This is a genomic window from Pantoea sp. CFCC18177, assembly GCF_059412425.1.
The window spans coordinates 316,277-331,900 of the sequence record NZ_JBNBPL010000002.1; the positions used below are offsets into that span (position 1 = coordinate 316,277).

Sequence of the window (15,624 nt, forward strand, 5' to 3'; positions counted from 1 at the left end):
CTGCTCAAAATCGAGCAGAGAGACTGGCACGCCTCACGCCCGGTGAATATCACCAGACGATGGGTTTCAGAGCGCCTTCACAGAGATGGTTTCACCGGCCATTTTCTTACGCAGTGTGCGCTTGGTACGGTCAATCACATCCCCTGCCAGCTGACCACAGGCGGCATCGATATCATCGCCGCGCGTCTTACGCACGATAGTGGTAAAACCGTAATCCATCAGCACTTTAGAGAAGCGGTCAATACGGCTGTTTGAGCTGCGGCCGTAAGGTGCGCCAGGGAAGGGGTTCCATGGAATCAGGTTGATTTTGCACGGTGTATCTTTCAGCAAGGCCGCCAGTTCATGGGCATTGTCGGTGCTGTCATTGATGTGATCCAACATCACGTACTCAATGGTCACACGGCCCTGATTGGCATTTGATTTGCCGATATAACGCTTCACTGCAGCCAGGAAGGTTTCGATGTTGTACTTTTTGTTGATCGGCACAATTTCATCACGGATGGTATCGTTCGGCGCGTGCAGTGAAATCGCCAGCGCAACGTCGATCATATCGCCCAACTTATCCAGTGCGGGAACTACGCCTGAAGTCGAAAGCGTCACGCGACGTTTTGACAGACCAAAACCAAAATCGTCCAGCATGATGTCCATCGCAGGCACCACGTTGTTGAGGTTGAGCAATGGCTCACCCATGCCCATCATCACCACGTTGGTGATCGGGCGCTGGCCGGTGATCTTAGCTGCGCCGATGATTTTCGCCGCACGCCATACCTGACCAATGATTTCGGAGACGCGCAGGTTACGGTTAAAGCCCTGCTGCGCGGTCGAACAGAATTTGCACTCCAGCGCACAACCTACCTGCGAGGAGACGCACAGCGTTGCACGGTCGGCTTCCGGGATATAGACGGTTTCTACCAGCTGATCGCCCACGCGGATCGCCCATTTGATGGTGCCATCGCTGGAACGCATCTCTTCCGCCACTTCCGGCGCACGAATTTCAGCGCGTTGCATCAGTTTGCCACGCAGCACTTTGTTGATATCCGTCATCTGCTCGAAATCGTCGCAGCAGTAGTGGTACATCCACTTCATGACTTGATCAGCGCGGAACGGCTTTTCGCCCATTTCAAGGAAGAATTCACGCATCTGCTGACGGTTAAGATCCAGCAGGTTAATTTTTTCGTTTTTTGGGGAAACAACCACGGGGGAAGCGGACGACGGCGTCACAATCTGTTCGGACATAATGTTCTCTGGCCTCGTTGTTACACGTTACGGCTCTGGTTAAGAATAGGAAAAAAAAGGCGCCCTCGCTGAGGCTGGCTCAACAAGGGCGCATAATTGTACTACATCTGCTGCATGATGCCAGGGGGAACGACTTTACTTAAGCGTAAAAGGTGTAAAGACGTTTATCCGCATCAGCTGCAACGCACTTAGCGAGTGCGTGGGCAGACTTCGTTCTCAGCGAAGAAGTAAGCGATTTCACGTGCAGCAGACTCAGCTGAGTCAGAACCGTGGGTCGCGTTCTCGGTGAAGCTGTCAGCGTAATCAGCACGCAGAGTACCGGCCAGTGCGTTGTCTGGGTTGGTAGCACCCATCAGGTCACGGTGACGCTGAACGGCATTTTCGCCTTCCAGAACAGAAACAACAACGGGACCAGAAGTCATGAACTCAACCAGACCATCGAAGAATGGACGGCCTTTGTGCTCAGCGTAAAAGCCTTCTGCCTGCTCTTTGGTCAGGTGCAGCATTTTCGCGCCAACGATTTTGAAGCCTGCGCTTTCAAAACGGTTGTAGATAGCACCAATCACGTTCTTAGCGACAGCATTTGGTTTAACGATTGAGAAAGTACGTTCGATTGCCATGATGACCTCTAGTTAGCATCCTGAAGAAACCGGGAACTCGCTCCCGGTAAGAAAACGCGCCGATTATAGGGACATCATCAGGCGTTGCCTATTGCCGATTGGTGGAATTATCGAAAATAATTGATTTTTGTCGGGGCGGACACGCGCAAAATCTGGCATAGCGTGGATTCAGCCGCGAATAAATGAGACGGATGCCAGTTGCCCCGCTTCATCCATCACCACCAGTTGATACGGGCCCGGCTCACTCAACACCAGTGCGGCACTGTTTTTCTCCGCTTCCTGCTCAACGGGTTGTCCATTCAAAAACCACCAGCGCTGCTCCCCTTTTCCACCCTGCACCGCCACCGGCAATATCAATACCATTTTGCCCGGCAGCGGCTGCACGCGCTGACCGTTGATGACGCCGGTGATCACCATTGGTGGCGCATTGCCTTGATTTAACGGCGGGCAGCGCGGGTCAATCGGCGGCAAGCGCTGTTCGCGGCGCTCTGCTAAGGGTAGCCAGGGCTCAAGCGGTAATGGCCACATCAGCCGCTCATGGCTTTGCGCATCCGGACAATCTGCCGCCACACGTAAGCCTTGGCTATTCAGCCAGTATTGCTGGCGTAGACCGTTAACGCTCTCCTGACCGGGTGCCAATAGCGTGGGCGGCACCGTTTGATTCAGCACCCAACTTTGGCGACGCTGGCGGCAGTTATCGTCACCCATCGGTAAAGGCTGACCTCCGGGCCAGCAAATGCTCATGGCGCTGACCGAGTCCGGGCGCGGGTCACGCGGTGCGCCGCGCACCGACATATGCCCCGCCAGCAGATTGTTGACCTGATTCATTACCGGCACAGCCGAGGCAAAGCCAAACTGCCCGGCGACGGGTGTGGCGTCAGGTCTGCCGACCCATACACCAATCAGATAACGTGGCGTGATGCCAATGGTCCAGGCATCCCGATAGCCATAGCTGGTGCCGGTTTTCCATGCCAGTGGTGCAATATCCGGCACCGCGCCCGAAGGCAGCGCTTCACCTGCCAGTATGCGCCGAATAATCCAGGCTGCTCCGGGTGACAGCAAGGGCCGTTCCAGCAGAGGCTGGTCAGGTAACCAGCGCAGTTGCGCCGCATTACCTTGACGGGCAAAAGCGCTGTACGCCGCGACAATATCATCCAGTCTTGCGCCCGTGCCGCCCAGGATCAATGACAGGTTGGGCTCGGCGCCAGCCGGGAATCGCAGGTTCAAGCCCACATTGCGTAAGCGCGCCGCCACCGTTTTCGGGCCGAGCGCATCCAGTAACTGTACCGCAGGCAGATTCAGCGAACGTTCCAGCGCTTCACTGGCACTGACCGGGCCATGAAAACCGGCATCAAAATTACCCGGACGATAATCGCCAAAGCGGCGCGGCACATCCTGTAACAGCGATTCACCGTGGATCAGCCCTTCATCCAGCGCCATACCATAGACAAAAGGCTTTAGCACCGAACCGGGCGAGCGCACGCTGGCGATCATATCGACATGGCCAAAGCGGCTGTCGTCATTGAAAGACACCGAACCCACATAGCCACGCACCTTCATATTGCTGTGATCGACCACCAGCAGTGCCAGCGAGGTGCGCGGTGGCAACTGAGTTTTAAGCGAAGTGGCCAGATTCTCCAGCTCACGCTGCAGCGACACATCAATCGTGGAGGTAATTTTATTGTCGGGTGAGAGCGACAGCAGACGACGCGCCAGTAACGGAGCCATTTGCGGCGTCTGACGCGGCGGCAACCAGACGGACTCCTGTTTGATATCAGCGACATCTTGCGCCGACCACACCCGATACTCAGCGAGACGATCCAGGACTTTGTTGCGGGCGGCTTCCGCACGTTGCGGCCAGCGGTCTGGGCGCAGACGGCTCGGCGCCTGCGGAAGTACCGCGAGTAACGCCGCCTCACCTTTAGTGAGTTGTGACGGTGGCTTACCCAGCCACATCCAGCTTGCCGCTCCGACACCTTCAACGGTACCGCCAAAAGGGGCGCGATTGAGATACAGCGTCAGAATGTCGCGCTTCGACAGGTGCCACTCCAGTTGCAGTGCGCGCCACGCCTGAACCACTTTGCCACGCAGCGTACGCGGTTGCGGATCGATCAGCCGCGCGACTTGCATTGTGAGTGTACTGCCGCCCGAGACAATGCTGTGATGCAGCACGTTTTGCCCGATGGCACGCACAACCGCCATCGGGTTGATGCCCGGATGATGCCAGAACCAGCGATCTTCGTAGGTCAGGAGTGCCTGGATATAATCAGGCGAGACCTCTTCCAGCGTGACGGGATAACGCCAGACCCCGTGTTGGTCCGCAAAACGCCACAGCGGTGTGCCATCTTCGGCCACCACGACACGCGCGGGCTGCACCTCTCGCAGCGGCAGCGGATCGAGCTGATCCAGCAACCACAAGCCCGCTAACAGCAGCAGTAAAAAAAGCGGCAGCCAGCGCCACCGCTTTAGTCGCTTTACCTTGTTCATCAATGCTTAGCGCACATTGAGTTTTTCTGGCGTGCTGCCAATCGCGCGCCACTCTGGCACATACATGGATTCCACCTGCGGCGGCGGCAGAAGATAGCTACCCGGCGTCACGGCCCGCGCCAGATACAGCAACGTGCCTGGCGTGTAGCCATCCAGCGCCAGCGCCGCGACAAAACGATCGTCGCGGAACTCAATGTGTTTGATGTTGGCCTGCTGCATATCCATCATGCTCTCTTTCAGCGCATCAGCACTGTCGCCAAGACTGGCGCTGCTGTCGCTGAGATTCTGGTTTTCCAGCTCAAGCCCCGCGGGCAACAGATCCACCACCAAAGCATCACTGACACGTTCGCTGGCCGCCACCTTCAGTCGGACCACCAGCAGTTCACCACTCTTCAGATTAGTGAGTTCGGCCGGTTTCCCTTCCAGTGTGAAGTATTCACGGGTAATGCTGAGGACGTTGCTCATTGGCGACGGTGCCGTACGCGGATAACCCACCACATTCAGCGTGCCGTACAGTGGTGACGCATTGTCGCTTTTCACCGACAGCCCTTGTCGCAGCTGCGCTTCGTCGATCCCCATGTTGATTGCCTGATTGCTGCTCAACGGTTCGCTTCTTCCTTGTAGCGAGGCTTGCCACTGCTCACCTTTGTGCTGCTGTAAGGTGCGCGCAGCAAGGAACAGGGCGTTATTTTCCTGGGTGGAGAACCAGCGCTGGCCGTGCACCGCTTTTGCCAGGTCAATCAGTAATGGCCCCTGCATATCTGGCAACAGCTGATTTTCCGTTAACAGCGAGAGTATCAGTGCACGATCGCGCACCGGGCTACCATAGTCTCCCAGCCAGCTATTCGGTTTACGCTCCAATCCGATTCCTTGCGCCAATGCCAGCTGCGCGCGCTGTTGATCGCCCATCAGTTTCAACGCCACGCCGAGTTGCACCAGTGCCAGACCCGATTTTGCCTGTTCACGCTTGTCATACAAGGCACGCAGTGCCCCGAGTGGTGCCTGTTGCTGGCGTGCCAATACCAAGCCGGCATAGGCTTGCACACTGAAACGCAGGCCATCGGCATCGCTGCTCCAGCTGGTTTCAATCTGTGACGGGTCCTGCAAGTAGCGCAGCAGACGCTCATCTGCACGGCTGATGACGCCTTCTGGCACGCTGTACCCCGCCTCACTGGCGCGCAGCAGGAAGTCGGTGACGTAAGCGGTCAGCCAGAACTCTTCAGCGCTCTCTTTGCTCCACAGGCCAAAGCTGCCGTTGCCACGTTGCATGCCAGCAAGGCGCGCAATACCGGTAGCAATCGACGCGCGGCGCGCCTCGTCTGTGCTGGTTTTGATGCCTAAGGCATCCAGTTGCGCCTTGTTGGTGAATACCGACGGCCAAATCCCGCTGGCCGTCTGCTCCAGGCAACCGTAAGGATAAGCATAAAGTTGGCTGATGAAGCTGGCGATGTTCAGCGGTGGTCGATTGCTCAGGGATAATTGCCCGGTCAAGGTGTCTTTTTGCAGGCCATTAAACGCGCTGGCGACAACCTGCCAACTCTGGCCGGTTTGCATCACATTCTCGAAATTCAGGGTTTGTGCTGGATAGGCCGGGCGCACGCCGATGGACCATTGACGCTCACTCGGCGCCAAAGTTTCCCCTGGCAGGCTCATGCCCGAAACCTTGACCTGCACCGCGCCTTCGCCAAAGGCCCCCTGCGCTTTCACGGGAATCTGCAAGGTGGTGCGCGCCCCTTTCGCCAGCTGCACCGAAGAGGGCACATTACCGGTCAACGCAATCAACCCCTTCGCCGTCACATCAACCTTCAATGTTTGAGGCTGATCGGTGAGGTTGGTGAGATCCAGCGCCAGCGTCGATTGGTCACCGCTGGCCATAAAGCGCGGCGTTGCCAGCTCGCTGATCAGGGGTGCAGCCACCACCAATTTACGATCCGCCGAGCCAAAGCTGTCGTCACTCCACACCTGCGCCATCAGGCGTAACTCACCATTAAAGGCGGGAACAGGCAGTTCAAGTGTGCCTTCACCATTAGCGTCCAGCGTGACGGGTTGCAGCTGCTGCGCGATAATTTGCACGTCCGTCACAGGTTTCTTGCCGCCACGAGACAGCGCATCAGCATCGTCACCATCACCGCCAAAACGCAGCGCGGCCAGCTTGCCGCCGCCTTCAATTAGTTGACCATAAACATCGTATTGATCGGCGTTGTAGCGCTTGCGACCAAAGAACGCCTGCCACGGGTTCGGCGTTTTGTAATCCGTGATGTTCAACACGCCACTGTCCACCGCAGACAGCAAAACCTGAACCTGCTTGGGTAACTCGCCACCTTCTCGGCTGGCTTTGACCTTCACTTTTATGGTCTGCTCAGGGCGGATTTTATCCGGCGCATCCAATACCAGGTTAAGGCGACGCGCTTCCGTAGCCATCGGCAAATGCAGCAGACCCACCGCCCGTTTGGGTGTGGTGCCACTGGCTTTATCGCCGTCTCGCACGACGATAGCGCTGAGATAAAGATCGTGACGCTGCCAGCTTTCACTGACAGGGACATCAATGGTCGCGCCACCTGCAGGCACATCCAGCGGTTGCCACCACAGTGTGCCGCTGCTTGACTCCACCATCAGATAACCTTTACCGGCCGCAGGTGATTCGACCTGCACGTGCGCAGTGTCACCCGGCTGATAGGCGCTTTTATCGATTTTCAGTTTGACCTGATCGGGACGCAGCGCACCCGTGCCGTCGGTATTGTCCTGCCACCAGTAACCGGCATTGAAGCGCACACTGCTGATAATCTTGTCACCCGCATGCACTTCCAGCCGATAGGTGCCCCACTCCACCGGGAAGCTCACTTTCTGGCTGCCACCCGCCGCGATAGTGATGTGCTGCTCATCTTCCTGCAGATCTTTTTGATCGTAACGCGACTGCCAGCCCTCGCTGTCGGAGAAGCTCCAGAAATAGTCACGACGCTCATGAATCAGGCGCACATCCAGATCCTGTGCGGCCAGTTTCTCCCCCTGAGGGTTGGCATAAACCACATCGAATTCCGCCAGACTGTTTTCTGGCACCGTCGGTTCATCACGATAACGATCGGTGCGATAATCGTAGACTGATTCGCTGTTAAACAGCGGGCGAATACCCGGCAGTGCAGGCGCAGGCCAGATGGCTTGAGTTGCGCGGCGCGTCACCGGACGGCCACCGGTTTCCAGCAGGCTGGCTTGCAAAATCAAATTTAATGGTGAGTGACTCTCCGCCCAGTTGCTCTCCACGTTGAGCTGCAGCTTGCCGCTTTCATCCAGCTTCTCGTCGACATCGTCCAGGCTGCGCTTTAGCTCTTCGGTAATGTCACCAAACTGGTAGCCAGGGAGTGCCGTCACCGCTTCACGCGCCGGGCGCAGGAACAGTTGCCCCTGCAGTTCATTGCCTGCCGCAGGCGCGCCATAGAGATAACGCCCCTCAACCGCAAAAGTCACTGTCGCATCCGGTGCCAGCGGCTGTTCACTGTTGCTCAGCGCCAACGCCATCCGCTCTGGCAGAAAATCTTCCACATGGAATGACCAGTTTCGCGGCTGGTTATCCCCGCTGTTAATACGTAGCGTCCACTCTCCGGTCATGGACGAAGCAGGTAACGCAAAACGCTGCTGATAGACACCGTTTTCCGGCTGCCACACAAAGGTTTGTGTGACTTCACCATTCGGCTGCACCACCTCAGCTTTCACCGGTTGCGGTGGCAGCGGTTTGCCATCCGCATCACGCAGTAATGCGTTAACAATGACGGTTTCGCCGGGGCGATAGAGATCGCGCGGACCAAAGATAAAGAACTGTTTGTCGTAACCTTGTGGGCCGTCGATCGGGAATTCGGCCAGATCCAAGGCGGGGCGATTAAGATCGATTAGCGAGGTTTGTCCTTTCAGCGTCGCTAATAGCAGCTTGCCTTTAGCATTGGCGGGCAAACGAAGATGTCCCTGACTGTCACTGGTGCCACTTGCCAGCTGCTGGCCTTTTTCATCCAGCAGTTGCACATTGACGTCATCCAGCGGCGCGCCACTCGCCAGACTTTGCGTAAAGAGTTCCAGTTGATCCGGGAAGCTGTGCAGCGATAAGCCAATGTCGCTGAGGGTGAACAGGGTCGCGGGTTGCGTGTAGTTATAAGTGCCCGCCTGCTTCATCACCGCCAGATACACGCCGGGTTGTTTGAGTGCATCAACGTCACCCAGCGGCAGCTGCATTTTTTCACGGGTGTTACGTGCTGGATTGAGGTCAAAACGACCGCTGTAGATTAAATCAGCATTTTTCAGCAGGTCGCGGGATTCCCAGTACGAAAGATTGTTGCCGTAATTCCACTGGGCGAGAAAATCGGCCAGCGCGGCACTTTTTACCCGGAAGAAGTCGACATCAATGTTATTCACATTCAGCGCCAGCACCGGTAAACCCTGCGTCAGGCGCAGCGGCAGTAATGAACCCCGGCTGGAGAAACCGACCATCGGCTGGATGTCACGCGTGGTGAGTGTCTGGTTAAAAGGGCTGGATAAGCTGCTGCCATCGGCGGCTTTGAGGCCAGCATCAACGGTGACCGTCAATTTGCGCGACGGCTCAGGATGGCGGAAGCGCAAGGTTTTGCCATTTTGCGCCAGCTCCCAGCCGCCATCAACTTTACCGCTTTTCTCATCGCTGAGGTGGATAAGCGCATTGATATCCTGCTTGCTGTCGAGCGCGGTGTTGAAGGTCAACACCAGTGCCGCCGCGCCATCCAGTTGCAGTTCTGAAAGGTCGATAACCGCGAGTGTTTTTGCCGCCTTTTGCACCGCAGGCGTATCCACCGCTTGTGCAGGCAGCAATGTGCTGCCCAAAAGTGATCCGCCGATCAGCACACTGAGCAGCAGTCGATTAACACGTCTTGCCATGGTAAGTCCCTCACCAGCCCCAAAAGGTTAAAAAGTGTTTGCTGCGCAATTTCACATCAACCTACTCACTTTAGCAATGATACCCTTGAGATAGCGTTCACATTCCCGGACACTGGGCCTTTCTGCTTTCCGATGATTAAGAAGAGGTTGTTGCGATGACAGCTCCCCTGTTTGTATCTGCCGATTGGTTAAAAGAGCATTACACCGAGGAAACGTTGCAGGTTTTGGATGCGCGCATGTTGCCGCCTGGTCAGGAAGCGGTGCGCGATATCGAGGCAGAATATCTGGCTGGACATTTGCCGGATGCGCCTTACTTCAATATCGAAGCTTTATCCGATCACACCAGCGCTTATCCACATATGATGCCGCGCCCCGAAGCTTTTGCAGTCGCGATGCGCGAACTGGGCGTCAACCAGGATAAACATCTGGTGATCTACGATGAGGGCAACCTGTTTTCTGCGCCACGCGCCTGGTGGATGCTGCGCGCCTTTGGTTGCGTGAACGTCTCCATACTGGCGGGAGGATTACAGGGTTGGAAAGCGGCCGGGTTTGACGTTGCGACGGGGCCAGTCAGCTTGCCGGAAGGCGAGTTTGAAGCCAACTATGACAGCGCGCAGGTGAAGCGCCTGACGGATGTGCTGCTGATCAGCCATGAAGGTGGCGCACAGATCGTTGATGCCCGCGCCGCTAACCGTTTTAACGCTGAAGTGGATGAGCCCCGTCCCGGCTTACTGCGCGGACACATTCCCAACAGCCTGAACATGCCGTGGAATAATCTGGTGGTGAACGGTGCGCTTAAGCCCGCTGCTGAGCTGCGCGATCTGTTCGAGAAAGCAGGAATCAAGCTGGATCAGCCGATTGTCGCCAGTTGTGGTTCTGGCGTGACGGCGGTAGTGGTGATTCTGGCATTGACCGCTTTGGGTGTGCGAGATGTGACGCTGTATGACGGCTCTTGGGGAGAATGGGGCAGCCGCGACGATTTACCGATCGAGAAATAAGAGATTGCAATGCAGGGTAGCGGCGCGATTTAACGCGCGTATCTGAAGCCGCACGATGGCTGACCGATGCGCAATAAATTGCGCCGCTACAACGGGTATTTTAAATAATGCGCTGGCTGCCTTTGAAATCACGCAGGAAGCTGCCCCAGCGGCGCTCGTAGAACGGTGTGATGTGAGCAGTAAAGAAATGGCTCACGCCCTTCTCATCGCTCACCACTTCGCAGATATCGATGGGGGCATCGTCTGCCAGCGTATCGGTAGCGACACTGCCTGCGGCCTGGATAATCTCATCAATATTGCTGTCCGCTTCAATGCCAATCAGCAGGTTCGGTTCTTCCGTGGCGCTTTCGCGGATGCTGGCAATATAAGCACGACGCACCTGCTTGTACTTGGCAAACAGCTGCGTGAGCGAATCAATCATCTGCGCCGGTGGCTCAGCGACTTCCGACAATAACAGCGCATGGCCACCTTCCAGAACGGTTTGCTGGCTAAGTGCACTGCCCTCTTCACCGATAAGATGCGCAATCTCGCCCGGAGAAAACTCTTTGCCCGCTGGCAACTTCGGATTGAGGAACAAACTCTCCCCCAACGTCATCTCGAACAGGGTTCGCGCCGGTAAGCGCAGGTATGGCTGCTCCTCTTTGATCGCCTCACCCATCGCCTCTTCAGAAGTGAAGAACGGGATCACGCTACCACCGCCCTCTTTTTCCCAGTGCAGCAATTCCACCGGTGAGGTGGCATCAAATTGTTCAGCAGGACTTTCACCCGGTACCCAGACGTCAGATTCCAGTAGCAGTTGAAAAAATTCCGGACGGTGCGCGGGCTCAGTAGCGGCCAGCTTCAGCACCTCTTCAAGACGATTACTCATTTATCCAGTTCCAAAAAACGGCAAGCTCAGGCAGAAGTATGTGACTTTAGCGCTTTTTGGCCGCCATAAATGGCGGCCCTGCAGCAGCGCATGATGCGCTGCGGCTTTATTTCAGTAACAGGTTGGCGACGGTACGCACGCCAAGGCCGGTTGCGCCAGCAGACCACTGATCGACAGCACTTTTGCGATAGGTCGCAGAGCAGTCAATGTGCAGCCAGCCCTGCTGATATTTGCTAACGAAATACGAGAGGAAAGCGGCCGCACTGCTGGCACCGGCGGCATGCGCTGGGCTGGCGATGTTATTCAGATCGGCGAAGTTCGATGGCAGATGGCTACGATGGAACTCGGCCAGCGGTAAACGCCAGAAAGCTTCGTTTTCACCGGTTGCGCTCCCCATCAGTGATTCAGCCAACACGTCATCAAAGGTAAACAGCGCGTGATAATCGTTACCCAGCGCGGTTTTCGCTGCACCGGTCAGGGTGGCGGCATCAATCAGCAACTCAGGATTCTGCTCGCTGGCATCGATCAAGCCATCAGCCAATACCAGGCGGCCTTCGGCATCGGTATTCATCACTTCAACGGTTTTACCGTTGCGATAACGGATGATGTCGCCAAGACGGAACGCGTTACCGCTCACCATGTTGTCTGCACAGCACAGATACAACTTCACGCGTTTCGTCAGGCCGCGTGAAATCGCCAACGCCAGCGCGCCCGTCAGGGTTGCAGCCCCGCCCATATCGGATTTCATCGAATCCATAAAGGCGCTCTGCTTCAGGCTGTAGCCACCGGTATCGAAGGTGATGCCTTTACCGACCAGGCAGGCATAAACTGGCGCATTCTCATCACCAGTCGGGTTAAAGTCCAGCGCCAACAATACCGGTGGGCGCGTTGAACCGCGGCCTACGGTGTGAATACCGGCATAACCTTGCTCGCGCAGATCTTCGCCTTTGGTGATGCGATAGCTGACAGCATCTGCGCCCACTTCTGTTATCAGATCAATAGCACCGTGTGCCAGTTGCTCTGGGCTCAGATCTTCCGCTGGCAGGTTGATTGTGTTGCGAACCCAATCAATGATCTTCAGACGACGATCGAATTCTTCCTGATCGTGTTCATTCAGTTCTGGCCACTCAACCTGGCGCTGGCCTTTTGGGCTGCGATAGCCTTGCCAGAATGCCCAGCACTTCTCTAAATCCCAGCCTTCACCGCTCAGTGCAACATGGCGGATACCCTGGCCGTCCAGCTTACGCCCCGCGCGCTGAATGCTCATCAGCGCATCCGCGCCAGTCAGGTGTACGGTCATGCCACTTTCAGTACTGCTCAGCAACGCTTTTTCACCCCAGCGCGCATCGGCGGCCTGGGAGCTGAGCGTAATTGTCATCGGTTGTGTTGTCATCGCGTGGCTCCGTTGCGTTAGGTGTCACCTTGCGCCAGAACCGGCGCAAGGGGTGCATGAATTAGCGGGACGTTGCAGGGGTTAACGTCTGCAAACGACTGACCGCTTTTTTAACCAGTTCAATAGCATAATCAATCTCTTCCTCTGTGGTGAAACGGCCCAGAGAGAAGCGCAGTGAACTGTGAGCCAGCTCCTGTTCAACGCCCATGGCGCGTAGCACATAAGAGGGTTCGAGGCTGGCAGAGGTACAGGCGGAACCGGATGAGAGCGCCAAGTCTTTCAACGCCATAATCAGCGATTCGCCATCAACGTGGGCAAAACTGAGGTTCAGAATATTCGGCGCGCCCTGCTCCAGCGAGCCGTTAACCTTAACATTATCTAACTGACTCACACCGTGCCAGAGACGCTGACGCAATGTCGCAAGACGCGCCATTTCACTGTCCATCTCCTCACGCGCAATGCGGTACGCCTCGCCCATCCCCACGATTTGATGCACCGGTAACGTCCCTGAACGCATCCCTCGCTCGTGTCCACCGCCGTGCATCTGCGCATCAATCTGCAATTTAGGCTTGCGACGCACCCACAGCGCACCAATGCCTTTTGGACCATAAATTTTATGTGCAGAGAACGACATCAGATCGACCGGCAGTGTACTGACGTCAATCGGCAGCTTGCCCACACTTTGGGTGGCGTCAACGTGGAACAGAATGTCACGCGACCGGCACAATGCGCCAAAGGCCGCGATGTCCTGAATCACCCCGGTTTCATTGTTCACATGCATCAGTGAAACCAGTACGGTATCGTCACGCAGCGCGGCTTCCAGCATCGCAGGCGTGACAATGCCGTCGCTACCCGGCTGAAGCCAGGTGACGTCAAAACCTTCACGCTCCAGCTGTTGGCAGCTATCCAGCACGGCTTTGTGCTCTGTTTGGCTGGTAATGATGTGCTTGCCGCGTGCCTGATGGAACTGCGCTGCACCTTTAATCGCAAGGTTGTCAGCTTCAGTAGCGCCAGAGGTAAAAACGATTTCACGCGGATCGGCGTTAACCAGCTCAGCAATCTGATTGCGTGCCACATCAACGGCTTCTTCAGCCTGCCAGCCAAAACGGTGAGAACGGGAAGCGGGGTTACCGAAGGTGCCATCCAAAGTGAGGAACTGCATCATTTTGGTGGCGACACGCGGATCCGCAGGCGTGGTCGCTGCGTAATCCAGGTAGATCGGTAATTTCATTGCGCTAGAACTCCGTATATTAAATCATACGCCTTTATAGCATGAATCGACCCGTCATGCTTTACGCCACAAGTGCGTTGGCTGCGCGCTCTCACCCCAGTCACTTACTGATGTAAGCTCCTGGGGACTCGTTCACTTGCCGCCTTCTTGCAACGTAAATCATTTAGGGTCTGGATCGAGAACTATAGCGTTGGGATTGAGAGTTTAAGAGTGGGCGACGAAAACGTTGAGGGAATGAATGCGTCATGCTTTACGCCACAAGTGCGTTGGCTGCGCGCTCTCACCCCAGTCACTTACTGATGTAAGCTCCTGGGGATTCGTTCACTTACCGCCTTCTTGCAACGTAAATCATTTAGGGTCGGGATCGAGAACTATAGCGTTGAAATTGAGAGTTTAAGAGTGGGCGACGAAAACGTTTGAGGGAATGAACCCGTCATGCTTTGGCTGAAGACCAAGCATGACGGGTTAGAACTGGGAGAGAATTAAGCGCGCAGATTAACGTTGATGGTTTCTTGCATGCGGTGCTGCTGGAAGCGACGGTTATCAGTCATATTCTGACGGTCTGCTACGTCCAGGATCTCTTGGTTGTTGACCAGTTCTGCCAAGGTGATGTTGTTGAGGAATTCGCTGATGCGCTCGCTCAGATCACGCCACAGAACGTGGGTCAGGCAACGTTCGCCGCCTTGGCAACCTTCTTTGCCCTGGCATTTGGTCGCATCAACGGATTCGTCAACCGCGGTAATCACTGCACCCACGGCGATAGCGCCCGCATCTTTACCTAACAGATAACCGCCGCCTGGGCCACGAACACTGGCTACCAGGCCGTGCTTACGTAGACGCGAGAATAACTGCTCCAGATAGGAGAGCGAAATGCCCTGACGCTCAGAAATATCTGCCAGTGGCACCGGGCCCTCATTGGAGTGCAGTGCAACGTCCAGCATAGCGGTTACGGCATAACGTCCTTTGGATGTCAGTCTCATAGCATACAACCTCGTAAGCGTCCGTCCGGGTATCGGCGGGCTATCTGATGAATTGACGCCAGTCTGCCATTCCTGAGTAAAACGGTCAACTATTTAACCAAGTAATTTACTCAACTATTTAACCAACTGTTTTACTCAACTATTACCCTTATCACCTTTAGGCTTTTGGAAGGATGCCAGCATGCCGCGCAGGATATTCAATTCATCACGCTCCGGGCGCGCGCGGGTATAGAGACGACGCAGTTTGCTCATCACCTGGCTCGGCGTACCTTCGCGAATAAAGCCACTGTCCAGCATCATCTTTTCAATGTGCTGATAGAAACGCTCCAGATCGTCCACTAAAGGATAAGGAGACTCCTCTTCTTGCGGCTGCGGGTTGGCTTTTTCCTGTGCTTCCAGCCAGGCCATACGCACTTCGTAGGCAATAATCTGCACGGCCATCGCCAGGTTGAGCGAGCTGTATTCTGGGTTGGCCTGAATGGCAACGTGATAATGGCACTTCTGCAATTCGTCGTTAGTCAGGCCAACGCGCTCGCGACCAAACACCAGTGCAACGGGTGCCTGCTGGCCCTCTTCGACACTTTTAATGCCGCATTCACGTGAATCCAGCATCGGCCACGGCAGTGAACGTGAACGCGCACTGGTGCCCACCACTAAGCTACAACCGGCAATCGCCTCGTCCAGTGTATCAACGATCTTCGCGTCGCCGATCACATCACTGGCGCCAGCAGCAAGCGAGATGGCCTGTGAATCCGGTTTAACCAGCGGGTTGACCAGATACAGATTGGATAAGCCCATGGTTTTCATAGCGCGGGCAACAGAGCCCATGTTGCCGGTGTGCGAGGTTTCAACCAGTACGATTCGGATATTTTGCAGCATAATAGTCAGTGATGAGAAAATGATGGCGCGTAGCCTAGC

At 55.8% G+C, this 15,624-nt stretch carries 10 protein-coding genes; 1 reads left to right on the forward strand and 9 read right to left on the reverse strand.

Features of this window, described 5'->3' with window-relative positions:
- Positions 1-66: 66 nt before the first annotated feature.
- The 4 genes from rlmN to ACPUC8_RS03610 form a co-directional block, all read right to left on the reverse strand.
- The gene (rlmN, locus tag ACPUC8_RS03595; protein ID WP_494925586.1) at positions 67-1,236 is read right to left on the reverse strand and encodes a dual-specificity RNA methyltransferase RlmN; all 1,170 of its coding nucleotides are present in this window, start codon (positions 1,234-1,236) and stop codon (positions 67-69) included.
- 188 nt (positions 1,237-1,424) lie between these two features.
- Positions 1,425-1,856 carry a nucleoside-diphosphate kinase gene (ndk, locus tag ACPUC8_RS03600; protein ID WP_007884899.1) on the reverse strand — a complete coding sequence of 144 codons (432 nt, stop codon included), beginning with the start codon at positions 1,854-1,856 and terminating at the stop codon, positions 1,425-1,427.
- 168 nt (positions 1,857-2,024) lie between these two features.
- Complete coding sequence (gene pbpC / locus ACPUC8_RS03605; protein WP_494925587.1) at positions 2,025-4,343, reverse strand: peptidoglycan glycosyltransferase PbpC; 2,319 nt, start codon at positions 4,341-4,343, stop codon at positions 2,025-2,027.
- A gap of 6 nt (positions 4,344-4,349) precedes the next feature.
- Positions 4,350-9,236 (reverse strand): alpha-2-macroglobulin family protein, encoded by a 4,887-nt coding sequence (locus ACPUC8_RS03610; RefSeq protein WP_494925588.1) that lies wholly within the window; start codon positions 9,234-9,236, stop codon positions 4,350-4,352.
- Between the two features lie 155 nt (positions 9,237-9,391).
- On the opposite strand from ACPUC8_RS03610, the gene sseA reads away from it, so the two are divergent.
- Entirely contained in the window at positions 9,392-10,234 is an 843-nt protein-coding gene (gene sseA, locus ACPUC8_RS03615; RefSeq protein WP_058968030.1) for a 3-mercaptopyruvate sulfurtransferase, read from the forward strand.
- A gap of 100 nt (positions 10,235-10,334) precedes the next feature.
- Here sseA and sseB read toward each other — a convergent pair whose 3' ends face one another.
- The 5 genes from sseB to trmJ all read right to left on the reverse strand — a co-directional run bounded on the left by sseB (position 10,335) and on the right by trmJ (position 15,585).
- Positions 10,335-11,102, reverse strand: a complete 768-nt coding sequence (gene sseB, locus ACPUC8_RS03620) for an enhanced serine sensitivity protein SseB (protein ID WP_039329860.1) — start codon at positions 11,100-11,102, stop codon at positions 10,335-10,337.
- Positions 11,103-11,208: 106 nt separating this feature from the next.
- Positions 11,209-12,495 (reverse strand): aminopeptidase PepB, encoded by a 1,287-nt coding sequence (gene pepB, locus ACPUC8_RS03625; RefSeq protein WP_039329862.1) that lies wholly within the window; start codon positions 12,493-12,495, stop codon positions 11,209-11,211.
- Positions 12,496-12,556: 61 nt separating this feature from the next.
- Entirely contained in the window at positions 12,557-13,726 is a 1,170-nt protein-coding gene (locus ACPUC8_RS03630) for an IscS subfamily cysteine desulfurase (protein WP_039329865.1), read from the reverse strand.
- A 482-nt stretch (positions 13,727-14,208) separates the two neighbouring features.
- The gene (gene iscR, locus ACPUC8_RS03635) at positions 14,209-14,706 is read right to left on the reverse strand and encodes a Fe-S cluster assembly transcriptional regulator IscR (RefSeq protein WP_038645393.1); all 498 of its coding nucleotides are present in this window, start codon (positions 14,704-14,706) and stop codon (positions 14,209-14,211) included.
- A gap of 135 nt (positions 14,707-14,841) precedes the next feature.
- A complete protein-coding gene (gene trmJ, locus ACPUC8_RS03640) occupies positions 14,842-15,585 on the reverse strand; it encodes a tRNA (cytosine(32)/uridine(32)-2'-O)-methyltransferase TrmJ (RefSeq protein ID WP_039329970.1) in 744 nt (247 codons plus the stop codon).
- Between the last annotated feature and the right edge of the window lie 39 nt (positions 15,586-15,624).

Bases quoted from the DNA above. Each gene is read 5' to 3' on its own strand.
- ndk (WP_007884899.1), bottom strand. From the start codon at position 1,856: ATGGCAATCGAACGTACTTTCTCAATCGTTAAACCAAATGCTGTCGCT.
- ACPUC8_RS03630 (WP_039329865.1), bottom strand. From the start codon at position 13,726: ATGAAATTACCGATCTACCTGGATTACGCAGCGACCACGCCTGCGGAT.
- pepB (WP_039329862.1), bottom strand. From the start codon at position 12,495: ATGACAACACAACCGATGACAATTACGCTCAGCTCCCAGGCCGCCGAT.
- ACPUC8_RS03610 (WP_494925588.1), bottom strand. From the start codon at position 9,236: ATGGCAAGACGTGTTAATCGACTGCTGCTCAGTGTGCTGATCGGCGGA.
- pbpC (WP_494925587.1), bottom strand. From the start codon at position 4,343: ATGAACAAGGTAAAGCGACTAAAGCGGTGGCGCTGGCTGCCGCTTTTT.
- iscR (WP_038645393.1), bottom strand. From the start codon at position 14,706: ATGAGACTGACATCCAAAGGACGTTATGCCGTAACCGCTATGCTGGAC.
- sseB (WP_039329860.1), bottom strand. From the start codon at position 11,102: ATGAGTAATCGTCTTGAAGAGGTGCTGAAGCTGGCCGCTACTGAGCCC.
- trmJ (WP_039329970.1), bottom strand. From the start codon at position 15,585: ATGCTGCAAAATATCCGAATCGTACTGGTTGAAACCTCGCACACCGGC.
- sseA (WP_058968030.1), top strand. From the start codon at position 9,392: ATGACAGCTCCCCTGTTTGTATCTGCCGATTGGTTAAAAGAGCATTAC.
- rlmN (WP_494925586.1), bottom strand. From the start codon at position 1,236: ATGTCCGAACAGATTGTGACGCCGTCGTCCGCTTCCCCCGTGGTTGTT.